Source organism: Pontixanthobacter aestiaquae (genome assembly GCF_009827455.1).
Taxonomy (GTDB): domain Bacteria; phylum Pseudomonadota; class Alphaproteobacteria; order Sphingomonadales; family Sphingomonadaceae; genus Pontixanthobacter; species Pontixanthobacter aestiaquae.
The window spans coordinates 431,866-457,457 of record NZ_WTYZ01000001.1 but is presented as its reverse complement, the minus strand read 5'-3'; the positions used below and the strand labels follow the sequence as shown (position 1 = coordinate 457,457).

Genomic DNA, 25,592 nt, shown 5'->3' with positions numbered 1-25,592 from the left:
GCACAAAGACGTTGTTGCGAGTCGTTAGCATTTTTGTCGGCGGTTACTCCTGCTCAGCAGCAATCCAAGCGTCGACATTCTCTTCCAAGATCGACAGGGGCACCGGTCCGCTGAGCAGGACTGTGTCGTGGAAGCCGCGAATATCGAATGCATCACCAAGCCCCGTCTTGGCGCGCTCGCGCAGCTCCATAATCTTGAGCTTGCCGATCATATAGGCGGTCGCTTGCCCTGGATAGACCGCATAGCGTTCAATGGCCTTGCGGATATCGCCATCAGGGTTCGGTGTATTGTCGGTCAGATATTGGATCGCTTCTTCACGGCTCCAGCGTTTGTGGTGGAGGCCGGTATCAACCACCAACCGGCACGCGCGCCACAGCTCCATGCCTAAGCGGCCAAAGTCCGAATAGGGATCTTGGTAAAAGCCCATCTCTTTGGGCAGCTCTTCGGTGTAGAGGCCCCAGCCCTCAGTGTAAGCAGTTACGCCTCCGAAGCGCCGGAAGGGCGGAAGATCGCCCATCTCGGTCTGTAGAGCGCGCTGCAAATGGTGCCCCGGGAAGCCCTCGTGATAGGCGAGCGCTTCCAGCTCGTTCTTCGACATATCGCGCAGATTATAGAGGTTCACGTAATAGGTGCCAGGCCGCGACCCGTCGGGGGCAGGGCTTTGGTAGAAGGCTTTACCTGCGCTCTTTTCGCGAAATGCCTCAACCGGCTTGATGACCATGGGCGCTTTGGGGAGCCGCCCGAAATATTCGGGCAGTTTGGCCTCCATCGCATCAAGCTTCGCCTGCGCATCGCGCAGATAGTCTTCTCTCGTGGTGTAGAAAAACTGGTCATCGTTGCGGGTAAACTTGAAGAAATCCTGCAATGTGCCTTTGAAGCCAACCTTCGCCATTATTGCGCGCATTTCGCCATGGATCCGCTCGACTTCGCGCAGGCCGATATTGTGAACCTCGTTCGCGGTCAGATCGGTTGTTGTGTAATTGGCGAGTAGCGCTTTGTAATATGCTTCACCCTCGGGGAAACGCCATACACCGTCATCGGTTGGCGCAATCGCTTGTTGTCGCTTAATTTCATCGAGCAGCCGTGCAAAGGCGGGGCGTGCATGGCTATTCCACGCACTGGCTGCATCCAGTTTCAGCGCATTCTTGGCTGGCCCTTCGATCGATAGGCTTTCGATCTTCTTATCGAAGTCTTCAAGCACCGGATTGCTGCTTTGATCGAGAATATTTTCGATATCGGAAACGACATAGGGAAAGACCCAATCAGGCGGCATAACCCCGTCATCAGCTTGATTGCGCGTCGCAACGATCAACTGATCGATGGCAGGACCAAGCTTTTCCAGCCGGCTGACATAGGCTGCGGCATCGTCCACAGTCGATACGCGGTGGATGTTAATTAGAAATGCAGGTAGCTGGCTTTGCGCACCCCGCATCTGGTCGAAGATATAATCGTAGTTGCGAAATTTGAATCGCTCGGCGCTACGCTCCGCCATTGCGTCGAACAGCCGGTAAGACAGTGCGTCGCTATCGCTTAACTGATCAACATCGAAAGCAGCGCGCATCTTTTCGGCAGTCGCCTGAAGCAATTCTTCGCTTGCCACAGCAGCGGCATCACTGAAGTCGCCCCATTCGCCGTAATCGTCATCGCGAATCCCGCGATATGATTTTGACAGGGGCGATAGTTCGAGCTGAGCCGCGTCATACTCCTCGAACAGCACATTGATATCCACCGCTTCAACATCGACAACGGCCGCGTCTACCGTTTCGGACTGGGCGTAGACAGAAGTGCCTCCGGCCATCATCAAACCAAAGGCTGCACAGGAAATCATCAGGGATTTGCGCGACATCGTCTTCTCCTAAAACCTATACTGCCCTCCTAATCGGGCAAATAGCGGTTTGGCCAGAACGCTTGTCGAAAATACGCGCAAAAAAGGGGCAGCTCCGTTTCCGAAACTGCCCCTGAAGTCGAGGAACTCTTTGCGTATTGCTAGAGCCCTTCGGGTCGCACCAAGGGGATAGGCAAAACCACTCCGAACCGATTGTATGGAAACGACAGGTCGACAAAAATCGGCGTCTAGTATTGTAATTACTAGATAATTTTATGGCAGACAAACTCGGCATCGACAGCGCTCTTGGCCGTTGGCATAGCGAATCGCGATGATATTCAAACTTCTCAAGCCAGCGATTTTCACGCTTGATCCCGAACGGGCCCACCAGCTGAGTATTGCAGGGCTGCGAATGGCTCCTGCCGGAACGCCGCCGAAGGCTGGAAAGCTGGCCACACATGTCGCGGGCATTCGCTTTCCCAACCCTGTGGGGGTTGCCGCCGGGTATGACAAAGACGCGGAGGTGCCGGATGCTATGTTGGGTCTCGGCTTCGGATTTACCGAAGTCGGATCGATCACACCGCGTCCGCAAGAGGGCAACCCCAAACCCCGGCTCTTCCGATTGGTGGAGGACAAAGCGGTTATAAACCGGATGGGCTTCAACAATGGCGGCGCAGCGGTCGCGAAAAGGCGGTTAACCGCCCGGAAAGGCAAAAGCGGAATCGTCGGGATCAATATCGGCGCCAACAAAGACTCGATCGACCGGATTGCAGACTATGCCGAAATGACACGGATTATGGCGCCGCTGGCGACCTATCTTGCGGTCAATATCTCCAGCCCCAACACGCCTGGTCTGAGGGCGCTGCAAGATGAAGGGGCGCTGATCGAGCTTCTCGATGCGGTATTCGAAGCGCGCGAGCCCAAAGGCCCTCCAGTCTTTTTGAAAGTCGCGCCCGATCTGACTGCGGCCGATATCGATTCAATAGCGCGTATTGCGAAAGACAAAGGTTTGGGCGCGCTGATCGTTTCCAACACCACCATCAGCCGTCCGGCGTCGCTACAATCACGCCATATCGGGGAGACGGGCGGCTTATCGGGTGCACCGCTCAAATCACTGGCGCTGGAGCGGCTGCGCGACTTCCGCAAGGCGACGGGCGCGGGCGTCCCACTGATAGGTGTCGGCGGCATTGGCAATGCGGAAGACGCTTGGGAGCGGATCCGCGCGGGCGCCAGTCTCGTCCAGCTTTACAGCGCGATGGTCTATGAAGGCCCCGGCCTGCCCAAGACAATAACGCGCGGTCTGGAGCGATTGATGAAGCGCGACGGCTTCTCCACCATTGCAGAGGCGGTCGGGAGCGAATAGCACGCCACCTATGACATATCGTTTGATCGCCGCCCTGTCCGCACCGCTTCTGATCGCGGGTTGCGCCGCACCCATGGCCGAGGATCTGTCGGTCAATTCCATTCCCGAGGCCACATTGGCAGTTGCCGGTTCGGTAAGCGCAGCGGACCCGAGAGCGCAGGCGGCTGGCGAAGAAATGCTCGCAGCAGGCGGATCGGCGACCGATGCAGCTATCGCTGTAATGCTGGCGCTTACTGTCGTCGAACCGCAAAGCTCCGGCATTGGCGGAGGTGGGTTCTATGTGCGCGGTACAGCCGACGGGCGGGTGGAAACGTTGGACGGACGCGAAACCGCGCCGGCGGGCGCTGATCCGCAATGGTTTATGGGCGAAGATGGCAAGCTGCTTCCCTACCGTGAAGCCTTACTCAGCGGGCTTAGCGTCGGCGTACCGGGCAATGTCGCGATGGTGGCCAAAGCTCATGAGCGACACGGCAAGCTGCCATGGGCCAAGCTGTTCGAACCGGCCATCAAGCTCGCCAAAGACGGATTTGCAGTCAATCGCAGGCTCCACCAATCGCTTGACGGGCAAATTGGCCGCGCGGGACTAACCGAATATGGCCGCACAACCTATTACACTGCCGAAGGCGAGCCTAAGCCTGTCGGCACGACCATTACCAACCCCGACCTTGTTTTCACTCTCGAAACACTGGCGGAGCAAGGAACCGCTGCCTTCTATGAATCAGGCTACGCGATCGAGCTTGCCAATATTGTCCGGTTAAAGACCCCGCGAGCGGGCGGAATGACAGCAGAAGATGTAATGGGCTACGTCTCCAAAGAACGCGAGCCGGTGTGCGGCCAATATCGCGGTTACAGAGTGTGCGGCATGGGGCCGCCATCGTCGGGCGCAGTCGCAGTGGTACAAATTCTCGGGCAATTGGAACGATTCGATCTGGCTGCGCTCGGTGCAGATAATCCCGTAACCTGGCATCTGTTTCTCGAATCGCAGCGACTGGCTTATGCCGACCGGGAAATCTATCTGGCAGATAGCGATTTTGTAGACGTCCCAGTCAAAGGTTTGATCGACCCCGTCTATATCGCGCGGCGCAGTGCGCTGATTGATCCAGATAAAGCGATAGAGAAAGTGACACCCGGTACGCCCGCAGGCGCGCCGACTATAGCATGGGCCGATGGTGACGAACCGCCTGAAAACGGTACATCGCATTTCGCCGTAGTGGACAAAGATGGCACGATGGTCAGCTATACCTCGACTATCGAAGGGCCATTCGGGTCAGGCCTAATTTTCGGCGGTTTCTATCTCAACAATGAACTTACCGATTTCAGCCGTTCACCTGAAGTGGATGGACGGTTGGTCGCCAATCGCGTCGAAGGCGGCAAGCGTCCACGCAGCTCAATGTCGCCCACAATCATCTATAGCCCAAATGGGAAACCTTTTGCCGCAATCGGCGCGGCGGGCGGCACAACGATTCCCGTGCAAACCGCGCGTGGAATTATCGGACTGATCGATTTCGGCCTGACGGTCGATGAAGCTCTGGGACTGCCGCTGTTGATGGCATTCGGTGAGCGTGTGCTGGTGGAAGAGGGCACATGGTTTGAAGAGCAGATGGACACCTTTAAATCCCTTGGCCATGACCAGATAATTGCCCGCAAACCGCCGCTGAAAGCCGGCGCGGTGCATTGGAATGGCACCGAATGGATATCGGCCCGCGATCCGCGTCTTGACGGAATGCTGGAATATACGCCCGAGTAAGCGGAATCCGGCTTGCCGCTCACGTCCGGGGAGCCTAAATCGCACTCAATCGTTATCCGGAACAAAGAATTCCGCGAAACAATTTTGGGAGCAGGAGCGCCTTTTGCAGCTAGCTGACGTCGATACGGCCAATAATTTGGTCGAACTATTCCTCAAACGCGCCGATCAAAAGGGCGATGCGCCTTTCCTTGGCGCCAAGATTGATGGCGAGTGGCAAACTATCTCGTGGCAGGAAACCGCCAATAGAGTGTGCCTGCTCGCCGAGAATCTGCGCAAGATCGGCTTGGTCGATGGTGACCGTGTGATGCTGGTATCCGAAAACCGCCCCGAATGGTGCATTGCAGATCTGGCTATCATGGCCGCAGGCTGCATCTCCGTCCCGACCTACATCACCAATACCGAGCGCGATCACGTCCATATTCTCGACAATTCGGGTGCCAAGGCGGTCATCGTATCGAACGAGAAGCTGCTCAAGCCGCTTCATCCGGCTCTGCTGGCAACGGGAATTGCCGAGCATGTTATCGGCATCGAGGACCTGCACCGGCAGCAATCGGGCAGCTTCGATTATGATTCGTGGGATGCATTGCTAGAAGGCGATTCCGCTGTAGCCCGCAGAGCTGTCGAGGAACGGGTCGCCAAGATTGGCCGGGATGAAACCGCCTGCCTCATTTACACCAGCGGAACCGGCGGCGCGCCGCGCGGGGTGATGCAGCACCATGGCTCCATTCTATGCAATGTTGCCGGTGCAGCCGAAATTCTCGCTAATGATTTCGGTCTGGACGATGACGAGCGCTTCCTCAGCTTCCTGCCTCTGAGCCATGCCTATGAGCATTCCGGCGGGCAATATCTGCCTATCGGCGCGGGTGCTGAGATCTATTACGCACAAGGGCTGGATAAGCTGGCGAGCAATATCGAAGAAACGCGCCCGACTATCATGGTCGTGGTCCCGCGCCTGTTCGAAGTCCTCCGCACCCGCATCATGAAGCAGATCGGGCAGCAGGGTAAGGCCGCCAATTACATGATGGAGCGTGCGCTTGCGATTGGTGAGCATAAAGCCAACGGCAGAATGCGTCTGCGTGATCGCCCGATGAATCTGGTTTTGGAAAAGGCGCTACGCCCCAAAATCCGCCAGAAATTCGGTGGCCGGATCAAAGCGATGGTTTCGGGCGGCGCGCCGCTCAATCCCGAAGTCGGCATTTTCTTCGAAGCAATGGGTCTTACTATGTTGCAAGGCTACGGCCAGACAGAAGCCGGGCCTGTTATCAGCTGCAATCGCCCTGCCGCCGGTATCGCAATGGACACGGTCGGCCCGCCAATGAAAGGCGTTGAAGTCAAGATTGCTGATGATGGTGAAATCCTCGTGCGGGGCGAATTGGTCATGCACGGATATTGGCAGAACGAGTCCGAGACCAAAAAGACGGTTCAGGATGGCTGGCTTCACACCGGCGATATTGGCCATCTCGACGATAAAGGCCGGATCAAGATCACCGACCGCAAGAAAGACATGATCGTCAACGACAAAGGCGACAATGTCGCGCCGCAAAAGGTTGAGGGCATGCTCACGTTACAGCCCGAAATTGCCCAGGCGATGGTGGCGGGAGAGCAGCGCCCTTACATCGTGGGCTTGATCGTACCCGATGCGGAATGGGCCGTGGATTGGGCGCGGGCCAATGACGAGAAGTTTGACATAGCGCAATTGCAAGACCTTCCCGTCTTCCGAAGCGCAATAAGCGATGCAGTAGCGCGCGTGAACAAAGACTTGTCAGTGGTGGAAAAAGTCCGCCAATTCGCCTTCGCCGATGAAGCATTCACCATCGAGAACGAAGAGATGACGCCCAGCATGAAAATCCGGCGTCACAAGATCCGTGAGCGCTATCAAGAGCGGCTCGACGGACTGTACAGACGTTAGGCCGCTTCTTTTTCGATGAACTCCGGGAAGAAGCTCGGCCGTGCATCGGACCAACCAGGCGCTGTGGCCGCCGCTTCGCTCAGGCTTTGCAGAAGCATCTTGCGGCGTTCGGGCCGGATTTGCGGCAATGCCGCAGCAGCACAGAAGGCGCTTGGCAGCCATGGGCGTGCTTCGGCACCGAGCAATCGCTCATAAAGAAAACGGAATGATGAAAAGCAACCGAGGCGTTCTTGTGCCAAATCGAAGGCTGCCACGCGGGTCAGCTTCCCGATAAAGCTTTCGATGGAATCGAAGCCGGTTGCAGTCGGAATGCTATCACGCAGGGTTTTGAGTTCCTGATAGGCAACATACTGGCTACGGATCGCAGCATTCTCGGCCGCATCGCGCGCCCACAGTTTGAACGCATCCTGGCGGCCGAGGCCGATATCGAGGCTGCGTTTGATATAGCGTTGCTCCGCCGCTTCGAAATTCGCAAACTCGCGCATTTCGGCGATGGTCAGCGATGCAGTACTGGTAGTCGCCATGGCGATAATTCCCTCTGTTGTGAGGAGACACTCGCGCAACATGGTTAATTTTGGGTTAGCTTGTTTGATTTAGTCCCTCAGTCGCCGGGCGCGAGCTATCCGGCTCGCTTGGCTGCCTCGCATGAGCTCGGACGCGCAGTCGCGCCTGCGGGACCTAAAGGTCCCGAGCCAGTCCAAGCCATCAGTGTTGGCCCTGAACCTTGGTCGCGGCAGCCATAGGGCCAAGCGGCCCGCCCGCAACGGAATCGTAGCGAAGCGAAGATGGTCGAAGGCCAACCGACCGTCAGGGAGCGAAAGCGAGGGAAGTCAGGGGTGCGGATGCATCCCGCCCGGCGACTGAGAGCTTAAACAAGAACTCAAATAAGCCCAGCCAGCGGACTGCTCGGATCAGCATATTTGCGCGTTCCCATCCGGCCCGACAGATAGGCATGCCGCCCGGCCTCAACCGCCAGCTTCATGGCGCGGGCCATCCGGAGCGGGTCTTTTGCTTCGGCAATCGCAGTGTTCATCAGGATACCGTCGCAGCCCAGTTCCATGCCCACAGCGGCGTCAGACGCCGTTCCAACGCCTGCATCGACGAGCACGGGCACATTCGCGCCTTCGACAATCAGACGAATGGTGACACGGTTCTGAATGCCAAGGCCCGAACCGATCGGTGCACCGAGCGGCATCACCGCTACTGCACCTGCTTGTTCCAACTGTTTCGCCGCAATCGGATCATCGACGCAATAGACCATCGGCTTGAAGCCTTCATTGGCGAGCGTTTCGGTCGCCTTGAGAGTCTCGCGCATATCGGGATAAAGCGTACGCGCCTCCCCCAGCACTTCCAGTTTCACCAGATCCCAGCCTCCAGCTTCACGCGCCAAACGCAAGGTACGGATTGCGTCTTCTGCGGTGAAGCAACCGGCCGTATTGGGGAGGTAGGTTATCTTCTTGGGATCGATATAGTCTGTCAGCATTGGCGCTTTGGGATCGGATACATTTACGCGGCGCACCGCCACGGTAACGATCTCTGCGCCAGATGCCTCAACAGCCGCTGCGTTCTGCGCAAAGTCTTTGTACTTGCCCGTCCCGACAATCAGACGCGAGCTGAAGCGCTTACCGGCAACTTCCCAACTGTCATCCGAATGGTCACCGCCACCAACGAAGTGCACAATCTCCAGCGTATCGCCGTCGGCCAGTGCGACTTCGGCCAAGGTAGAACGCGGAACGATCTCTCCATTGCGCTCCACTGCGACTTTAGCGGGATCCAGGCCGAGTTCTGCTACCAAAGCGGCAATAGTCGCGGCGTGTGATTTTCGGCTTTCGCCGTTGACGGTCAGGGAAAGGGACTGGCTCATGCCAGCCAAATAGCGGTCAACGCTTCTCAGGCAAGTGCGAACGTAAGTTCAATATGTGGCCAACCGAAACCAGCGTTACGCCGATCACCGTCAAAACCACTTCATGGACGCCGTGCGGAACCGCTAAGGCGCCGCCCATAAAGGTCAGGCCCATCATGGCGATAACAAAAGGAGCAGCCCGCCGGTGCTGGATTGCCCCCCAGCCGATAGCAACAGCGGCAATCACCAAAGCAATCGCCAAACCCACCCGGTGAAGCTCGGGCGCGAAGAACAATTCTCCGCCGATGCCAAGCGAGGACACGATGAGAATACTGAGCAGACAATGCGCGGCACACAGGCCCGAAAGGACCACACCGGCGCGATCCAGGCTCGCACGAATCGAGGGAAAAACGCTACGCATTGCGCCTGCTATGTATGTTATAGTGTAACATTCTGCAAGTGACGTTGCGCAAATTGGTCTTGCTTAGCGCCCTGCTCACCAGCATTGGGAGGCCATGGATTCACTAGAACATTCTCAGAGCGCAGATGAAGTTGCTACACAGCGCCATCACGGTAGGCCGGCTGCACTCGCGCGGTGGCTGATGGCGGTTGCGGGGGTCATTGTGATCATGGTGGTCGTTGGCGGGATTACTCGTCTAACCGAATCCGGCCTGTCGATTACGGAATGGAAGCCTGTGACCGGCACATTGCCGCCAATGAACGAGACGCAATGGCAGGCGGAGTTCGAGGCTTACAAGCAAATTGGCGAATATCAGCAAATCAATGGTCCTGCGGGCATGACGCTGGCCGATTACAAGTTTATTTATTTTTGGGAGTGGTTTCACCGATTGCTCGGCCGGTTTATCGGGCTGATTTATGCGCTGCCGCTAGCGTGGTTCTGGATCAAGCGTGCAATCCCCACCGGATACAAGCCACGTCTCCTCGCTTTGCTCGCTCTCGGCGGACTGCAAGGCACATTTGGCTGGTACATGGTGCGGTCGGGCCTTTCGACCGAAGTTACCGATGTCAGCCACTTCTGGCTATCGATCCACTTGCTCACTGCGCTTTTCACGCTGGCAGGCCTGATCTGGACCGCTTTGGACCTCAGGCGGCTTGGGCAGATTCCAAATGCCCGGCCCGCGCGAATCACGGGCTTGGGTTGGATAGTGAGCATAGCGTTATTCATCCAGCTTCTGCTCGGAGCGTGGGTCGCCGGTCTCAACGCTGGCCTGGCATCCGATAGCTGGCCATTGATGCAAGGCCGCTTGGTGCCCGAGTTTGATGCTACCAAGGGCCTGTGGTGGGCGCTGACACATGATCCGTACTTGCTCCACTTCCTCCACCGCTGGTGGGCATGGGTTGCGGTTATCGCTTTGGTAGTTCTCGCGAGACGCACACGCGCATTTGATCGCCAGGCATCCATCGCCATCCATTCGGCTTTTGGTCTGCAGATTATTTTGGGCATCGTGACCGTTTGGACCGGAGTGAACATCTGGGTCGCCACGGCGCACCAAGCGGTCGGCGCCCTGCTGGTAGCCGCAACCGCTTGGGGCATTCACCTTATTGGCCGGACCAAGTCCTCAACCCAATGAGCGCGCTGATCTGGACAGTTTTCCGAGATGAGGGACAGGCAAGGCCAGTCGTCGCGATACTCTTGCATGAAAAGCTGGTCGCATGCGCTAATCTTTCAGTGGAAATCCAGTCAATTTTTCTATGGCGGGACAATATTGATGAACAGCACGAATGCGGAGTACTGTTAAAAACACATCAATCTCTTCTAAAAGATGCGATTGAACGTCTCGAAAGCTTGCACCCTTACGAAACACCCGCCATTCTCGGCTGGCAATGCAGCGAAGTCGGGGTCGCAACCGATGCATGGCTCAGCGAATTGGTTGAGCCCGGTGGCAATGGGGGGTGACGGGCATGAAGGCGATTCCGCGACGTGATGTGCTGGCGGCGCTTGGCGCCATTTGGGCACTGAATGTGTTTGCGGCAACTAGCGGTGTGAACGCGCAGTCCTTTACTGTGAAGTTCACCCCTCCATCAACACCTATGCGCTTCACGCGCAAACTTGTGCGGAATCTCAGCGACGGCAAGCAGATCGTCGTTGAGCGCGCATGGAAGGTTCTGTTCGCGCCTGTCGGGCAGGGGTTTTCGCTGGATGGCGAACAAATATCTGTCGAAGTTTCAGTGCCCCCGGGCCTGGAGGCTCTGGCAGATCTGGAGCGGCGCAAGCGTGAATCCGGCCTGTTCCCGCTTATGCTGGCGAGCGATGGTATGATCGTGCGCAAAGTTTCTGCCCGGCCCAAGGCCGTTATTGATCAGGCAATTGAGCTGGCGAGCCAAGAGTTGGCCGCGCGCGGAGTATCAGAGGCGGATCAAAGTTCGAGCCGAGAATTTCTCAGAACGCTGCAATCCTCGGCTGAGAAAGCCGCAAGCCACCTCCCTCGCGATTTGTTCCAGCCTCGGCGGATGGCTGCAAATGCAAAACGCACATTGTCCTTGCCAGACGGGGCGGTGGGCAGTGTTGCAATCGAGTTCACTGCGAAGACAGACGCAGAGACCGGGCTGATGCGCACAGCCACACGCACGGTCACTACCAAAATCGCACTGTCCGAGCGTACATCCGCAGAGCACTGGTCTTTGGTTGTAATTTGACGTTGAGTGTCCTCAATGAGGGCGGCGGTATTATTTTACCTCCTTTGTGAGGCGCGGATTTACTTGACTTCTGCACCCTAAACCATCATTTCGCGCGCTCTTCACGGACCTAGATACTAGATTCGCGAACCCCGCGGCATTCATTTGCTGCATCAGATTTTAGGAATGGACACAGCCCATGAAGGCTCTCAGCAAGATGACTCAGTCGGTTAAGCCGGCTGATGTCGAAAAGAAATGGCACCTTATCGACGCGGACGGCCTAGTCCCCGGACGTCTGGCTGCTATCGTCGCAAACCTGCTGCGCGGCAAACACAAGCCAAGCTACACCCCGCATGTCGATTGCGGCGACCACGTGATTATCATCAATGCCGACAAGGTGAAATTCACCGGCAACAAGGCTGCCAACAAGATCTACTACAAGCACACCGGCCACCCTGGCGGCATCAAGGAAACCACGCCAGAGAAGATCCTCGAAGGCAAATTCCCTGAGCGTGTGCTTGAAAAAGCCATCCAGCGGATGATCCCGCGCGGCCCGCTTGGCCGTGACCAGATGCGCGCGCTGCACCTTTATAATGGCACCGAGCATCCGCATGCCGGCAACAACCCCGAAGTGATGGATGTTGCCTCCATGAACCGTAAGAATAAGGCGTCTGCATAATGGCCGATACAAAAGATACCGTCTCTGATCTCGCCGATCTGAAAGACATTGCCGCTGACGCACCTGCTGCGGATGCCGAAACTGCCGAAAACGTGGTGGTCGAAACCATGCCTTTGCGTGAGCAAGAGATCGACGATCTTGGCCGCGCTTATGCGACCGGCCGCCGTAAAGATGCGAAAGCCCGTGTTTGGCTGAAACCCGGCACCGGCAAGATCACCGTTAATGGCCGCGACCAGGAAGTGTATTTCGCACGTCCGACCCTGCGTCTGGTCCTGAATCAGCCTTTCACCATCACCGAGCGTGAAGGCCAGTATGACATCATCGCCACCGTCCGCGGCGGCGGACTTTCGGGCCAAGCCGGTGCGGTCAAGCACGGCATCAGCCAGGCTCTCACAAAATACGAGCCCGCACTTCGCAGCACGGTCAAAGCCGCTGGCTTCCTGACCCGCGACAGCCGTGTGGTCGAGCGGAAGAAATACGGTAAAGCGAAAGCCCGCCGTAGCTTCCAGTTCAGCAAGCGTTGATCTTGGGGCGTTAAGTTTCGCCATCTTGGAATGCAAAAAGGGGCGGTCCGGAAACGGGCCGCCTTTTTTGTTTGGATGGTCAGGTGTCTATACCGAAAACCCGCTGCTCTACGCTGAGGCCGGCGTCGGGCTCATAGCTCACAACATTGTACCCCGGTTCTGCACCGCGCAGCCTGGTCGATAGCGTCCCCGCCCCCACCATGCGCACCGATCGATTGCCCGACGCCCTGGTAAGATCGAATGGCACATGGACATGGCCGGTCAAAATCGCGTCGACACCAGCGTCCGCGAGCGCCTCGAACGCCTTATCGCCGCCAATGGTGGGATTCTTCTCATCGGGTTTTGCTGGAAGCAGAGGGTGATGGCAGCTTATAATCAGATAGCGCCCATCATCAGGCAGTTCCGCGATCTCCTGTAGAGTTTTGGCCAGCGCATCTTTGTACACATAGCCATCTGACCACGGAAAACGCGGCTGGATCCGCACTGTCGTTTTGAGCGACACGATCACGCAGTGCTCAAATGACAGCGATGCGCCGACTGAGTCAGCCAATGCACCATAGCGCTTATAGGGCTGCGTAAAGCGCTCCCACAAATTGTAATATGGCATATCGTGATTGCCGGGCTCTAAAGTGACCGGCGTGTCGAGGCTCGCAAAAAACCTGCGCGCGGTATCAAACTGAGCGTGTGTCGCACGCTGCGTCAAATCACCGGTGCAAATGACTGCATCCGGCCGCTCGTCGCGCACGGCATCCGCGAACCATTGCAGCGCTTCGCAGTGCTCGACCCCGAAATGCACATCACTGACATGGAACAGGTGTATAGGCTGTGTCACACTTTGCCCGATAAGATGAGCCAGCCGGAGATCGCGTTCAGGCCGGTGTAGATCAAATAGCCCCAGCCAAGCTGAGGCCAACCATTCGCGGCAAGCAGCATAGCGGCTGACAAAACCGCAAACTCCAGCCCGAATGCGATCCGCCTACCTCTGCCATTGGCGAACCAAGGGATTTGCCCAAGTAGCGGGTGACCGCTCTCCATCACCGCCTTGTGCAACGCGAAATTGCCGATTCCGAGCATGAAGATGAGCGCAACTGCCATATTACAGTTGTGCATAATCGCTCGTCGCTTAGCAAGCGCGGTTCGTCGGGCGTTTCGTGCCATCGGTCTGTACACTGGTGTTTTTGTCGAGCGTTGGCCGACCGCCATCGACACTGTAATGCAACCCTAACACGGCTCGCCTATTCCAATACTTGCGATTTGCCTTTCACACCCCCCTTCACCGGAAAGGCTCGCAGGAGGAAGCATTATGAAAAAGTCCCTTATCGCCCTCGCTACAATCGGCACATTGTTCACTGCCGCGCCGGCCTTCGCCGGAGGCGTTGCGATTGATTATAGCGATCTCAACCTAACGACCGAAAAGGGTCAGCAAGCGCTGGAACGCCGCATCGACAAGGCTGCGAAGGATCTGTGCCAATACAATCGTCTCCGTACAGGTTCGCGTCTGGCAAGCCGCCAGATCGAAAAGTGTTACAAGACCGCGAAGAAGCAGGCCGCGCAACAGATGGCAGCGATCGTGGATAGTGAGCGTCTCGGCGGCTGATCAATCCCCAGCACCAGCACACTCACATAACCACTCTCTGCGTACCCCTTAATTACGCAGAGACCCCTAGCCCGAACCGGTCCAGTCCCCCGGTTCGGGCTACTTTTGATTGCTGTTTTTGGCGCTCAGTCGCCGGGCCGGACGCATCCGCGTCCCTTGGCTGTCCTCGCATAAGCTCGGGCGGCCAGTCGGCCTCGCGGGACCAAAGTCCCGAGCCATTCCAAGCCACCAATATTGAGACTGAACCTTGGTCGCGGCAGCCAGAGGGCGACCGCCCGACGCGCGGTTAGCGCCCAAGCCTAAGGGAGCAGACGCGACCACCGGCGCTTGAGGCCAAAACAAAGAATCATCTTCCCGCCATAGCTTTCACTTTGGGCAGATACGTGCGGCCAATCCGCAACGCGTCGCCGTCTTCGAGCTCGACCGACCATACGCCCAACCCATCATGCCTTAGGCCGCGGATGTTTTCGCGGCGCAGGATGGTGGAGCGGTGAATGCGGATGAATTCCTCCGGATTCAGACGCTTTTCCAAGCCAGCGATTGTTTGCAATAGCAGATAGGTCCGTTCGGCTTCGCCCGGCATACCAACATACAGGCGCACATAGTCGCGCTCCGCATCGATCCGGCTAACTTGCGAGACTTCAATTCGGAGGAGCTCGCTGCGGTGCGGGACCCATAGTTCAGCAAGCCATTCGCTGGCCTTGGCTTCGCTCGCCCCGCGCCGCGCCATCGCGCGTTCGATGGCGCGCTCCAAACGGTCGGTTGCGACTGGCTTCAAAACATAATCGACCGCATCGAGATCGAATGCCTCGACTGCAAAATTGTCATGCGCGGTCACAAAAATAATCGCCGGACGATGATCGGCGTCGGTTAGAGCCCGCGCTACCGACAAGCCATCAACCTCTGGCATGGTCATATCCAGCAGCACCAGATCGGGCTTCAGCGCGTCGATCAATCGCAAAGCCGCCGAACCATCGCTGGCCGTGCCGACAACCGCCAAATCTTTCAACTTGGCGCAGATGACCTGCATCCGCTCCACGGCGAGCGGCTCGTCATCGACAATCAAAGTGCGCAGCGCACCATCTTTTTCGGTTTCAGCCATAAGTATCAGTCATGCTTTCTCAGCGGAATGCGAATTTCGGTCGCGTAACCGGTGTCGGTCGGGCCAGCGGCAATCGTCGCGTCCTTGCCGAAACGAGCCTTCAGCCGGTCGCGCACATTCGCAAGGCCAATGCCGAAGCCCGGTTCGGCGATATCTTTCGACCCTGGGCCATCATCGCTGACAGTTATGACGAGCCTTCCATAATCCTCAGCTGCCGCAACCCGGATAGTTACCGGGCGTTTCATCGGCGCAACTGCATATTTGACTGAGTTTTCGATCAGCGGCTGCAAAATCATGCCGGGAATGCGTGCATCCTTGAGACTTTCCGGCAGATCAACTTCAGAAACCAGCCGGTCGGGGAAGCGAATCGCTTCAATCTCAAGATAGTGCTGCTGCAAGGCAAACTCGTCAGCCAGATCGACGTCCGAGGTGGTGTCATCGGCCAGACTGTGTCGGTAAAAGCTCGACAAGGTCTGGATCATTTCCTCTGCCCGGTCAGCCTTGCCGGTCATCACCAGCGCGCTTAGCGAATTAAGCGAATTAAACAAGAAATGCGGGTTCACCTGATATCGAAGCGAGCGAAGCTCAGCCTCCTTAGCCTGCCGTCGGAACAGGCTTTCGCGGCGCTCGGCCAGTTTGACCTGCGCCACAGCAAGCAAGGCAAAATAGAGCGAAGCCCATGCAAGCAGCAGGAAGTAACGACCAATCGCAATGTCGACAATCATCCGCCAGCTATCGAGACCGTCGGGGGCGGATTTGTAGATCAGTACTTCACGCGTAGGCAGATCTTCGTCCATCGGGTCGGCAGAAGTATTTTGCTCTGGGGGAAGCTCGATGAAGATATTACCGGCGGCATCGCGCCGGATTGGCACACCGCGTTCGCTCGCCATCTTCTCGGCGACTTTGCCCTGCACCGGCGCAAACACGACCTGATTTACTTGCGCGACCAGAATCGCAGCGGGCAGCGCAAGAAGCAGCGCTGCGAGCACTTTCATCCACAAAGCACGTGTATCGAACAGACGAAGCAGTGACCACAGCACCAGCGTGGTCGCGAGACCCGCAAGCGTAACGACGCCGCGCCGCCAGAGCAGCTCATACTGCAGTTCCAGACCGACAATCGAACCGCGCAGCGTTGTCAGCAGAAAATAGCACAGCCACAGTGCCACCATCGAAATGATGACAGTCTTGAAAGAGACCCGCGCCGGGCCGCTGTTAGTAATCTCACTATCTATAATCACTATGCGGCCCTAGCGTGCCAGGCGGTGAACTGACCAGCACAGTCGTCGAAATGACTCTGTCCTTCGTCGAGGTGTATGGGCGTTCTGGCGGCTAGATGAGTGATCAGGCGAGCAACCCTTCCTTAGCAATTTTCTCTCTCCAGCGGGCCGGCGCGAGCGTGTGCACATTGTTGCCTGCGCTATCAACTGCAACAGTCACCGGCATATTCTCGACGGTGAACTCGTAAATCGCTTCCATGCCCAGATCCTCGAAACCGACGACTTTGGCCTCCTTGATAGCGCGCGAAACGAGATAGGCTGCCCCGCCCGTCGCCATCAGATAGGCGACTTTGAAACGGCTGATCACATCGACAGCGTCTGCACCACGTTCTGCTTTGCCGATCATCGCCAGCAGGCCCAGATCGAGCATCATCTCGGTAAACTTATCCATTCGCGTGGCGGTTGTCGGGCCAGCCGGGCCCACTGCTTCGCCCATGACCGGATCGACAGGGCCGACGTAATAAATCGCGCGGCCCTTGAAGTTGACGGGGAGCTCGTCACCCTTGGCGATCATATCCTGAATGCGCTTATGCGCGGCGTCGCGCCCCGTGAGCATTTTGCCGGAGAGCAGCAGCCGGTCACCATGCTCCCAGCTCTCAACCTCGTCTTGTGTGAGCGCATCGAGATTGACGCGCTTCGCTTCGCTGTCGGGCTGCCAGTTCACATCGGGCCAATCATCAAGATTGGGCTGCTCGAGATAAGTCGGGCCGGTTCCGTCCAGAGTGAAATGCGCGTGGCGGGTTGCCGCACAATTAGGAATCATTGCAACGGGCTTGCCCGCAGCATGGCACGGCGCATCGTAAATCTTCACATCGAGCACCGTCGACAAACCGCCCAGCCCCTGCGCACCGACACCCTGCGCATTCACCGCATCAAAGATGTCGATCCGCAGCTGCTCGATATCGGTTTTCGCACCGCGCGCTTTAAGTTGGCCCATATCAATCGGATCCATCAGGCTTTGTTTGGCGAGCTTCATACAATGCTCCGCCGTCCCGCCAATACCGATGCCGAGCATGCCAGGCGGACACCAACCCGCGCCCATCGACGGAATCTGTTCAATCACCCAATCAACGATATTGTCGCTCGGGTTCATCATTTTGAACTTGGACTTATTCTCGCTGCCACCGCCCTTGGCCGCCACATCAATTTCAACTGTGTTGCCCGGAACCATCTCTACCGACAGCACACACGGCGTATTGTCTCGGGTGTTGCGGCGAGTGAACGCGGGATCAGCCAGAATCGACGCGCGCAGCTTATTCTCCGAATGCAGATACGCTTTGCGCACCCCTTCGTCGACGACGTCCTGCAGGCTACGGCTAGAATCCAGGTGACAGTTCTGCCCCCATTTTACGAACACATTGACGATACCAGTGTCTTGGCAGATCGGCCGGTGTCCCTCGGCACACATCCGGCTGTTGGTCAGAATTTGCGCGATCGCGTCTTTGGCTGCGGGACCCTGCTCGGCTTTATATGCCTCACCCAAGGCGCGGATATAGTCCATCGGGTGATAGTAAGAGATATATTGCAAGGCGTCGGCGACGCTCTCGATCAGGTCTTCTTCTGCAATTGCAACAATGTCGCTCATCGATTCCATACTCCTGCCGGTCGATTGCGCCTCCCATAGGCGCGGGCACCCGCTAGCGTCAAAGCACTTGGCCCGTGCTGCGCTTGTCCCTAATGGCGGTCTGTGCCTTTTGAACCGGCCGGTTGAAGGGTGATTGACGAGCTGTGTTATTGATGTAATACAGTTATAGCCAAGTGCGCAGAGTAGAGAATTATGACACTGACCAAGACCAAACCAGATTCTGATATTTACGCGGCAGCCCGCCGTGCCATGGTGGACAGCCAATTGCGCACCAGCGGCGTGAACGACGAATTTGTGCTGGCGCGGATGCTGGCTGTGCCCCGTGAAGACCATGTGCCAGAAAGCGCGCGCGGTACTGCCTATATCGACCGCGCGATTACGCTCGATAATGGCCGCCGGATCGGTGCGCCGCTGTTTTACGGAATGGTGCTGGCTGAGGCCCAACCACGCAGCGACGACACTGTATTGGTGGTCGATGCGGGGAGCGGATATTTGCCCGCGCTCCTCAAGCCGCTCGTAAGCGCCATCGATGTGATTACCCCGGAAGAAGCGGTCGCTACGACAAGCAAACGCAAAACATACTCACTGATCGTCATCGACGGTGCCGTCGAATCAGTCCCTGCGACGCTTGCGAAACGGATGGCTGATGGTGGGCGAATCGTTACCGGACTCGCAGCGAAAAGCGTCACCAAGCTCGCGGTTGGCCGCAAATCCACCAGCGACGTCGCTTTGTTGCCTTTGGCAGAGCTGGGCATTCCGCGCCTTGCTGAATTTGATACACCCGAGGGTTGGAGCTTCTAACACTATGTCACACCGCATCGGTAAATTGGCACTTTTGGCCGGTGCAGCGGTAGTCGCCGTGCCCGCGCATGCAGATACGCTGCGCGAGGCGCTGGTCGAGGCTTACCAAACCAATCCGACCTTGCAAGCCGCGCGGGCAGACCAGCGCGCCACCGATGAGAATGTGCCTATCCAGAAATCAAGCGGCCTCCCCAGCGTCAACACCACTGTAACCCACACCGAATTTGTAGACCCATCCAACAACGCGTTCCTTGCCCCGAAGCGCAATCTGGGCGTGAACCTCGCTTTAGGCGTGCCGATCTATTCGGGCGGATCAGTCAAGAACGGCATCAAGGCCGCGAAAGAGCGCGTCGCTGCTGGCCAAGCCAATTTACGCGCAACCGAATCGTCAATATTCAGCCAAGTGGTTGCCGCCTATATGGATGTGATCCGCAATGAGGCAATTGTTGGGCTGTCTACCAATCAAGTCGAAGTGCTCTCGGTCAACCTTCAGGCAACCGAGGACCGGTTCGAGATTGGCGACCTTACTCGTACCGATATTGCGCAATCGCAGTCACGGCTCGCGGTAGCGCAGAGCGATCTGCGCACCGCTCAGGCCAATCTGATCAATGCGCGCGAGACCTACATCCAGCTGGTGGGTTCCGGTCCCGATGATCTGCAACCGCCGCCGCCGCTGCCGGGCTTGCCTGAGACAGTCGAGGACGCCGTCTATACTGCGCTGGAGAACAATCCCGATCTGATCGCAGCCAAAGAGAACGCAGAAGCAACAGGGTACGATGTCGAAGTTGCCGGCGCCGGCCGATTGCCGACAGTATCACTCTTCGCGAATCGCGACTATTCGGACTTTTACGGCTCGCCAGCAGTGCGGATCGCGAGCGAATTTACCGCCAATGCCGGGGTGCGAGTGTCGATCCCGATTTTTCAGGGTGGTCGCACGGCCGCACTTCAACGTCAGGCCGGTGCGCGCGCTTCCGCTGCTTTTGAACAGGTGATCGCCGCTGAGCGCAATGCCATCGCTCAGGTCCGTGCGGCCTATTCGAGCTGGCAAGCCTCCAACGCAATTATCGAGAGTTCAATAACCGCAGTTTCCGCTGCCGAGCTCAGTCTCGAGGGCACACGCGCGGAGAACTCTATCGGTAACCGCACTATTCTCGACGTTCTCAACGCGGAACAGGAATTGCTCTCTGCCCGCGTTCAATTGGTGACCGCACGCCGCAATGCCTATGTCGCCGGTTTCAGCTTGCTTGCGGCGATGGGCCGTGCAGAAGCGCGCGACCTTGGCCTTGGTGACGAAGGTTTACTGTATGACCCGACACTCAATTACGACCGTGTGAAAGGTAGGGTTTGGGACTGGGACCGCGATCCAGAACCGGCGGCCACCGCCACACGAACCGTTGACATTCCCGCTCCAGACGCTGACATTCCCCCAGTTGAATCGGCACCTGCCGAATCAACTGGCAGCGGCCAGTAGGCCAGCATAAACAAGGCCCGTTTGGGCGGGGGTTAGGGTATAATGCGCCAAGAGGGCGAAGCGTCTGTTGAAGAGATTCTTGAATCGATCAAGAAAGTCATCGCACGCGATAATCGGGCCAGTGCAGTCATTGACCGGCGCAAGCGGGAAGAAGAGGGCATGTCGGAAGAAGCGCTCGAAGCAGCGAACGAGCCTGATGAAGAGGATATTCTCGATCTCGGAACGGCAGAGCTGATCGAGCAGGATGAAGCAGATCGACCCGACGATGAGGCTTCGCTGATTACCGAACGCACGCGCGAAACAATGCGCGACAATCTCGCGGCCTTGGCCATGCTGTCCGAGCCCGGCGTACCGCCCCAGATCGTCCGTACGGGCGAGACTTCGCTCGAAGGAATGGTACGCGAAATGCTTCGACCGATGCTGGCCGAGTGGCTCGATAAAAATCTGCCTGGCATGGTCGAAAAGATGGTCAAGGCAGAGATTTCGCGGATCGCTGGCAAACGCGGCTGATTTTCCTGAAAGTTTGCTTTGCGCTTGCGCGCTTAGCACTTGCATAGGGCGGATGAACGGTTAGTTCTCCACTTCATGAAAAACACAATCAGGCTCACCGCCTCATTCGCTGCACTCGCGACCCTGGCTTTCGCTGCACCGGCATTCGCCGACGATCACACCGACACATCCACCGAAGCCCCGCCAATGAGCGCGAAGGATCTGGTCACTATGGCAGGTCTCGGTTCGCCTACCGTCAGTCCTGATGGCAATTACGCGCTGTATTATGTGCGCACCACCGATCAGGACACGTTCGAGCGCGCTACCACATTTTACCTTCAGGACCTGCGCAACACCGACGCCGATCCAGTCGAGGTGAATCTAGGGGGCTCTGCCTCCAGCCCGGCATTCGCCTCTGATAGCTGGCTCTATTTCCTGTCAGACCGTCCCGGTGTTGACGCCGAAGAAAACAAAGAAAACTCTACTCAAGTTTGGCGCGCAGCGCTCGAAGGTAGCGGCAACGTCACCGGCCCGATGCAGGTCACCGATCTACCAACCGATGTACATGGATTCCACGTCTCACCCGACGCGAAACGCATTGCTGTGTTCGGCGATGTCGGCCGCGATTGCCCGACCTTCGGCTGTGAGAATGACGGAACCACCCATCTTCCCGGCCCCGGAACAGGCCGCCTCTATGATGGTGCAGATGGCTTCTACCGCCACTGGGACACATGGGAGACCCCCGGCACATTCAGCCGTCTTTTCGCTTTCGATCTGGAAAACGGGAAAGCAGTTGGCGACGGTGTTGCGGCTGATGGGCCCAACGGAAAAGGCGCGCTCGTTGGCGACACACCAACCAAACCGTTTGGCGGCGGCGAGGAAATTGCCTGGGCCGCCGATAGCTCCGGCCTCTACTTCTCCGCGCGACAGGCGGACGGGCAAGAACCAATGTCGACCAATGTCGATATTTACTGGTCCGCGCTCAATGGAACAGCGCCCATCAATCTGACCGCGGCCAACGCCGCGTATGACAATCAGCCGGTGCCGTCTCCTGACGGGAAATGGCTTGCCTACACGGCAATGGAGCGCCCCAATTACGAGTCAGACCGGCTCGTCATCCATCTGCGCAATGTCGCAAGCGGTGAAACGCGCGCGCTGACTGAGAATTTTGACCGCTCATTTGGCGCGATTGCATGGACACCCGATTCCAAGTGGATCATCGGCGGCGCGCAGGATGTCCTCGACACACCCGCTTTCAAGATCAATCCGCAGAGCGGGGAAGTCGAACGGCTGGATTTGGTCAAGGGTAATGAAGCACGGATCAGCGGCATCACTCCAATTGCCGGGAACCGCCTCCTATTTACGCGCAACTCGATTGCCGGGCCCTCTGAAATGTATCTGTCCGAGGACTGGAAGCAGGCCGAGCAACTTACTGATGTGGGCACTTCGCTGATGGCCGCCCGCGCGCCAGTTACTACGACCCGCTTCAGTTTTGCGGGCGCGAATGGCGAAACGGTGTGGGGCCAGATTACGAAGCTGAAGGATCACGAGGGCACGATGCCTGCGATCCTCTATGTCCATGGCGGCCCTCAGGGGTCATTCAACGATAGTTGGTCCAGCCGTTGGAATCCCAAAGTCGTCGCAAGCCAGGGCTATGCCGTGATCTCGGTCGATTTTCACGGCAGCACCGGATACGGTCAGGATTTCACCGATGCGATCAACAAGGGTTGGGGCGGAAAGCCGCTCGAAGACTTGCAGAAAGGCCTGGCCGCTGCGCTAGAGCGCGACTCGCAGATCGATGGCACCAAGGCCTGCGCGATGGGCGCTTCCTATGGCGGCTATATGCTCAACTGGATCGCCGGCAAATGGCCGGACCGGTTCGATTGCCTGGTCCAGCATGACGGTTTGTTCGACATGCGCAGCTTCTATTATTCGACCGAGGAATTGTGGTTCCCACGCTGGGATTTCGGTGGTTCCTACGCCGAAGCAACTGAGGAATACGAGAAATGGAACCCGGTCAACTATGTCGATAATTGGAAAACGCCGATGCTCGTGATTACGGGTGAGAAGGATTACCGCGTACCCTATTCGCAGGGCTTGCAGAGCTTCACAGCCTTGCAAGAGCGCGGCATCCCTTCACAATTGTTGGTCTTCCCCGATGAGAATCACTGGGTCTTGGGCCGCAAAAACTCGCTACAGTGGCACAATACCGTGTTCGATTGGCTGGATCGCTGGCTCAATGATGATTCTGTCGAACCGTCGCCCGATGCCGAGCCGATCGCGCCCCAGTAACTCGTCCATGAGCAGCGATACCGACCTCCTCAAAGCGCAGCTCGCGCTCGGCAAGATCGGCGGTGAAACGCTTGATCGTGAAATATTCCTTTGCGCGGTGTCCGAGAAGCAGAAATGTTGCCGCGCGGAGGAGGGAAAGCGGTCGTGGAATTATCTGAAGAAGAGGTTGAAGCAACTTGGCCTCGTCGGCCCGAAGCAGGCCGATGGATCGGGGGGCATTCAGCGCGCGAAGGCCGATTGTTTGCAAATATGCGCAGCGGGACCGATTGCCGTCGTTTGGCCGGACCGCGTCTGGTATCATTCCTGCACTGAGGAGGTGCTCGAGCGGATTATCCAGCAGCACTTGATTGGCGGCGAGCCGGTCGAGGAATTCCGCTTACGTGACGCCGATCGTCGTCAGGATTTACCCTGATCCCCCCAAATATCATCCTCGTCCTTAGCCATGTCGGTCACTGATTCATCATGGCCGGTCCCGCTTGATAGAAATACCAGCCCCATCAGCGCCGATGTCAGCAGCATCATAAATCCGATACCCAAGGCTGTCGCGATGTAGAAATGCACTGAGGCCGGGCTTTCTCCGTCATACAGCAGTGCCAGCGCGATAAGCACAACGCCGATTGTGACGAACAGCATGAAGCGCATCAGCCGTTTGTACCGTGCCCATGCAAAAGCTGCAGTTTCAGGATCATCAAGGGGAGACTTGGGAATCATGAGTGCCTCATGCGCCTGTGGTCACGCGCTTGCAACGCTCGTTAACATACGGATTCGCATTTTGCCGAGCTTCATGGCACACTCGGTACGCAAGGAGAGTGGTTTATATGGATATTTCCCAGCTGATTGCCGACCGCGCGGCAGCCGACGTGTATACTTGCGATGTGAATGATCGCGTTCGGCAAGTGGTGGCGATGTTGGCGGAAAAGCGGATCGGCGCGTTGCCGGTAATGCAAGGCGATCAGCTCGCCGGAATATTTTCCGAGCGGGATTTGATCTACCGAATGGCAGAAGAGGGCGCTGCCTGTCTTGAGAAACCCGTCGGCGAAGTTATGACTGCACCTGCAATCACTGTCGAATCTACTTCTACAGTGATTGAGGCGCTCGGTATGATGACGCGCAGGCGTATTCGGCACCTTCCTGTGATCGAAAGTGGCACGATGTGCGGGTTCATTTCCATTGGCGATTTGGTGAAATCGCGGATGGACGAAATCGCCAATGAAGCCGAAGCAATGCGGAACTATATTCAAACCGCTTAGGCCGGAGTGCTTGAGCCGCGCGGCGACACTGCCTACATAGCAATCATGGCTGAAACGCTCACCCTTACCGAATCTGCAGCCAAGCGCGTTGCATGGATTGCACAGAAACAGGCAAAACCGGCCATTTTGCGACTGTCGGTCGAGGGTGGCGGTTGCTCGGGCTTCCAGTACAAGTTTGATCTTGCTGAAAGCGCGGATGGCGATGATTCTGTCAGCGAGACCGATGGTGTGAAGCTGGTGGTTGATCCGATCAGCCTGGACCTTGTGAGCGGTAGCGTCGTAGACTTCGTCGAGTCACTTGGCGGCGCCGCGTTCAAAGTCGAAAATCCGCAAGCGGCGGCAGGCTGCGGCTGCGGGTCGAGCTTCGGCATCTAGTGCGAATAGCCACCTACAACATCAACGGGATCAAGGCGCGCCTGCCACGCTTGCTCGAATGGCTCGACGAAACACGCCCGAAAGTTGCGTGTTTGCAGGAGATCAAGTCACAGGATGACGGCTTTCCGGCCGAAGAATTCGAGAAAATTGGCTACAAGGCGATCTGGCATGGCCAGAAGAGCTTCAACGGGGTCGCAATACTCGCTGAAGGAGTTGAACCGGTCGAAACCAAGCGTGGTCTTGGTATCGATGGACCCAAGGAAGGCGAGGGCGAGCAAGCCCGCTATCTAGAAGCCGATATAGAGGGCGTGCGTGTCGCCTGCATCTATCTGCCCAATGGCAACCCGCATCCGGGACCGAAATTCGACTATAAAATCGAGTGGATGAAGCGGCTTCGCGCGCGCATGCAGGAATTGTGGGGCCAAGAGATCCCCACGGCCATCGTCGGCGATTACAATGTCATTCCCGAAGATAATGATGTATTCTCGGTAAAAGCCATGGCGTCGGACGCGCTCATGCAGCCAGAGTCCCGCAATGCGTATAATCGCTTGCTTGCCGATGGATGGACCGACGCGGTGCGCACACTCAACCCGCGTGGCGGCGTATGGACCTATTGGGATTATCAACGCGGTGCCTGGCAGCGCGATCACGGTTTCCGCATTGATCATCTGCTCCTGACACCCGAACTGGCTGACAGAATGACGGCTGTCGGGGTTGATAAGGAGTATCGCGGACGGGAGAAGGCAAGCGACCATACTCCGGTCTGGGTGGAGATTGCTACGCCATAGAAAAACCCCCTCCGCACTTTGCGAAGGGGGTTTTCCTA

Annotated in this window: 27 protein-coding genes; 17 read left to right on the top strand and 10 right to left on the bottom strand. The window is 57.3% G+C overall.

Annotation, left to right across the window (positions count from 1 at the left end):
- Positions 1-43: 43 nt before the first annotated feature.
- The gene (locus tag GRI35_RS02100; protein WP_160612491.1) at positions 44-1,846 is read right to left on the bottom strand and encodes a DUF885 domain-containing protein; all 1,803 of its coding nucleotides are present in this window, start codon (positions 1,844-1,846) and stop codon (positions 44-46) included.
- A 310-nt stretch (positions 1,847-2,156) separates the two neighbouring features.
- On the opposite strand from GRI35_RS02100, the gene GRI35_RS02095 reads away from it, so the two are divergent.
- From GRI35_RS02095 to GRI35_RS02085, 3 genes are all read left to right on the top strand, one after another.
- On the top strand, positions 2,157-3,188 hold the full coding sequence (locus GRI35_RS02095) for a quinone-dependent dihydroorotate dehydrogenase (RefSeq protein ID WP_160612490.1): 1,032 nt from the start codon (positions 2,157-2,159) through the stop codon (positions 3,186-3,188).
- A 10-nt stretch (positions 3,189-3,198) separates the two neighbouring features.
- Positions 3,199-4,935, top strand: coding sequence for a gamma-glutamyltransferase (gene ggt / locus GRI35_RS02090; RefSeq protein WP_160612489.1), 1,737 nt, complete (start codon positions 3,199-3,201; stop codon positions 4,933-4,935).
- A 103-nt stretch (positions 4,936-5,038) separates the two neighbouring features.
- Positions 5,039-6,844 (top strand): AMP-dependent synthetase/ligase, encoded by a 1,806-nt coding sequence (locus GRI35_RS02085; RefSeq protein ID WP_160612488.1) that lies wholly within the window; start codon positions 5,039-5,041, stop codon positions 6,842-6,844.
- Here GRI35_RS02085 and GRI35_RS02080 read toward each other — a convergent pair.
- The 3 genes from GRI35_RS02080 to GRI35_RS02070 form a co-directional block, all read right to left on the bottom strand.
- The gene (locus GRI35_RS02080) at positions 6,841-7,368 is read right to left on the bottom strand and encodes a hypothetical protein (protein WP_160612487.1); all 528 of its coding nucleotides are present in this window, start codon (positions 7,366-7,368) and stop codon (positions 6,841-6,843) included. The two genes, GRI35_RS02085 and GRI35_RS02080, sit on opposite strands and share 4 nt — an antisense overlap.
- 356 nt (positions 7,369-7,724) lie before the next feature.
- Positions 7,725-8,708 (bottom strand): sulfur carrier protein ThiS, encoded by a 984-nt coding sequence (gene thiS, locus GRI35_RS02075; RefSeq protein ID WP_160612486.1) that lies wholly within the window; start codon positions 8,706-8,708, stop codon positions 7,725-7,727.
- A 16-nt stretch (positions 8,709-8,724) separates the two neighbouring features.
- Positions 8,725-9,108: a MerC domain-containing protein gene (locus tag GRI35_RS02070; protein WP_160612485.1), complete on the bottom strand. Its 384-nt coding sequence runs from the start codon at positions 9,106-9,108 to the stop codon at positions 8,725-8,727.
- A 94-nt stretch (positions 9,109-9,202) separates the two neighbouring features.
- On the opposite strand from GRI35_RS02070, the gene GRI35_RS02065 reads away from it, so the two are divergent.
- The 5 genes from GRI35_RS02065 (at position 9,203) to rpsI (ending at position 12,527) form a co-directional block, all read left to right on the top strand.
- Positions 9,203-10,279 (top strand): COX15/CtaA family protein, encoded by a 1,077-nt coding sequence (locus tag GRI35_RS02065; protein WP_160612484.1) that lies wholly within the window; start codon positions 9,203-9,205, stop codon positions 10,277-10,279.
- A complete protein-coding gene (cutA, locus tag GRI35_RS02060) occupies positions 10,276-10,605 on the top strand; it encodes a divalent-cation tolerance protein CutA (protein WP_160612483.1) in 330 nt (109 codons plus the stop codon). Before GRI35_RS02065 ends, cutA begins: the two co-directional genes overlap by 4 nt.
- Before the next feature lie 5 nt (positions 10,606-10,610).
- Positions 10,611-11,345, top strand: coding sequence for a hypothetical protein (locus tag GRI35_RS02055; protein ID WP_160612482.1), 735 nt, complete (start codon positions 10,611-10,613; stop codon positions 11,343-11,345).
- Positions 11,346-11,523: 178 nt separating this feature from the next.
- Positions 11,524-12,003: a 50S ribosomal protein L13 gene (rplM, locus tag GRI35_RS02050; protein WP_160612481.1), complete on the top strand. Its 480-nt coding sequence runs from the start codon at positions 11,524-11,526 to the stop codon at positions 12,001-12,003.
- Positions 12,003-12,527 carry a 30S ribosomal protein S9 gene (gene rpsI, locus GRI35_RS02045; RefSeq protein WP_160612480.1) on the top strand — a complete coding sequence of 175 codons (525 nt, stop codon included), beginning with the start codon at positions 12,003-12,005 and terminating at the stop codon, positions 12,525-12,527. The genes rplM and rpsI overlap by 1 nt, the downstream gene beginning before the upstream one ends.
- A 79-nt stretch (positions 12,528-12,606) precedes the next feature.
- On the opposite strand, the gene GRI35_RS02040 is transcribed toward rpsI, so the two are convergent.
- Both GRI35_RS02040 and GRI35_RS02035 read right to left on the bottom strand, forming a co-directional pair.
- Positions 12,607-13,359 (bottom strand): metallophosphoesterase family protein, encoded by a 753-nt coding sequence (locus GRI35_RS02040; protein WP_160612479.1) that lies wholly within the window; start codon positions 13,357-13,359, stop codon positions 12,607-12,609.
- Positions 13,356-13,622 carry a hypothetical protein gene (locus tag GRI35_RS02035; protein ID WP_160612478.1) on the bottom strand — a complete coding sequence of 89 codons (267 nt, stop codon included), beginning with the start codon at positions 13,620-13,622 and terminating at the stop codon, positions 13,356-13,358. The genes GRI35_RS02040 and GRI35_RS02035 overlap by 4 nt, the downstream gene beginning before the upstream one ends.
- A gap of 208 nt (positions 13,623-13,830) precedes the next feature.
- Between GRI35_RS02035 and GRI35_RS02030 the strand changes: the two genes are divergently transcribed.
- A complete protein-coding gene (locus GRI35_RS02030; protein ID WP_160612477.1) occupies positions 13,831-14,124 on the top strand; it encodes a UrcA family protein in 294 nt (97 codons plus the stop codon).
- 346 nt (positions 14,125-14,470) lie between these two features.
- On the opposite strand, the gene GRI35_RS02025 is transcribed toward GRI35_RS02030, so the two are convergent.
- The 3 genes from GRI35_RS02025 to GRI35_RS02015 all read right to left on the bottom strand — a co-directional run bounded on the left by GRI35_RS02025 (position 14,471) and on the right by GRI35_RS02015 (position 18,088).
- A complete protein-coding gene (locus GRI35_RS02025; RefSeq protein ID WP_160612476.1) occupies positions 14,471-15,226 on the bottom strand; it encodes a LytR/AlgR family response regulator transcription factor in 756 nt (251 codons plus the stop codon).
- Between the two features lie 5 nt (positions 15,227-15,231).
- The gene (locus tag GRI35_RS02020) at positions 15,232-16,464 is read right to left on the bottom strand and encodes a sensor histidine kinase (protein WP_328598421.1); all 1,233 of its coding nucleotides are present in this window, start codon (positions 16,462-16,464) and stop codon (positions 15,232-15,234) included.
- A gap of 103 nt (positions 16,465-16,567) precedes the next feature.
- Complete coding sequence (locus tag GRI35_RS02015) at positions 16,568-18,088, bottom strand: fumarate hydratase (RefSeq protein WP_160612475.1); 1,521 nt, start codon at positions 18,086-18,088, stop codon at positions 16,568-16,570.
- Between the two features lie 192 nt (positions 18,089-18,280).
- Here GRI35_RS02015 and GRI35_RS02010 point away from each other — a divergent pair, with 192 nt between their 5' ends.
- From GRI35_RS02010 to GRI35_RS01990, 5 genes are all read left to right on the top strand, one after another.
- A complete protein-coding gene (locus GRI35_RS02010; RefSeq protein WP_160612474.1) occupies positions 18,281-18,889 on the top strand; it encodes a protein-L-isoaspartate O-methyltransferase family protein in 609 nt (202 codons plus the stop codon).
- A 4-nt stretch (positions 18,890-18,893) separates the two neighbouring features.
- A complete protein-coding gene (locus tag GRI35_RS02005) occupies positions 18,894-20,360 on the top strand; it encodes a TolC family outer membrane protein (RefSeq protein ID WP_160612473.1) in 1,467 nt (488 codons plus the stop codon).
- Positions 20,361-20,402: 42 nt separating this feature from the next.
- Complete coding sequence (locus tag GRI35_RS02000; protein WP_160612472.1) at positions 20,403-20,870, top strand: DUF2497 domain-containing protein; 468 nt, start codon at positions 20,403-20,405, stop codon at positions 20,868-20,870.
- A gap of 75 nt (positions 20,871-20,945) precedes the next feature.
- Complete coding sequence (locus GRI35_RS01995) at positions 20,946-23,141, top strand: S9 family peptidase (RefSeq protein WP_160612471.1); 2,196 nt, start codon at positions 20,946-20,948, stop codon at positions 23,139-23,141.
- 7 nt (positions 23,142-23,148) lie between these two features.
- Positions 23,149-23,553, top strand: coding sequence for a (2Fe-2S) ferredoxin domain-containing protein (locus GRI35_RS01990; RefSeq protein ID WP_160612470.1), 405 nt, complete (start codon positions 23,149-23,151; stop codon positions 23,551-23,553).
- On the opposite strand, the gene GRI35_RS01985 is transcribed toward GRI35_RS01990, so the two are convergent.
- Positions 23,538-23,852: a hypothetical protein gene (locus tag GRI35_RS01985; protein ID WP_160612469.1), complete on the bottom strand. Its 315-nt coding sequence runs from the start codon at positions 23,850-23,852 to the stop codon at positions 23,538-23,540. The two genes, GRI35_RS01990 and GRI35_RS01985, sit on opposite strands and share 16 nt — an antisense overlap.
- A gap of 107 nt (positions 23,853-23,959) precedes the next feature.
- Between GRI35_RS01985 and GRI35_RS01980 the strand changes: the two genes are divergently transcribed.
- The 3 genes from GRI35_RS01980 to xth are packed head-to-tail and all read left to right on the top strand — an operon-like array spanning position 23,960 to position 25,554.
- Positions 23,960-24,391, top strand: a complete 432-nt coding sequence (locus GRI35_RS01980) for a CBS domain-containing protein (protein ID WP_160612468.1) — start codon at positions 23,960-23,962, stop codon at positions 24,389-24,391.
- A gap of 45 nt (positions 24,392-24,436) precedes the next feature.
- Positions 24,437-24,766, top strand: a complete 330-nt coding sequence (gene erpA, locus GRI35_RS01975) for an iron-sulfur cluster insertion protein ErpA (RefSeq protein WP_202390484.1) — start codon at positions 24,437-24,439, stop codon at positions 24,764-24,766.
- Entirely contained in the window at positions 24,766-25,554 is a 789-nt protein-coding gene (xth, locus tag GRI35_RS01970; RefSeq protein ID WP_160612467.1) for an exodeoxyribonuclease III, read from the top strand. The genes erpA and xth overlap by 1 nt, the downstream gene beginning before the upstream one ends.
- The last annotated feature ends 38 nt before the right edge of the window (positions 25,555-25,592 follow it).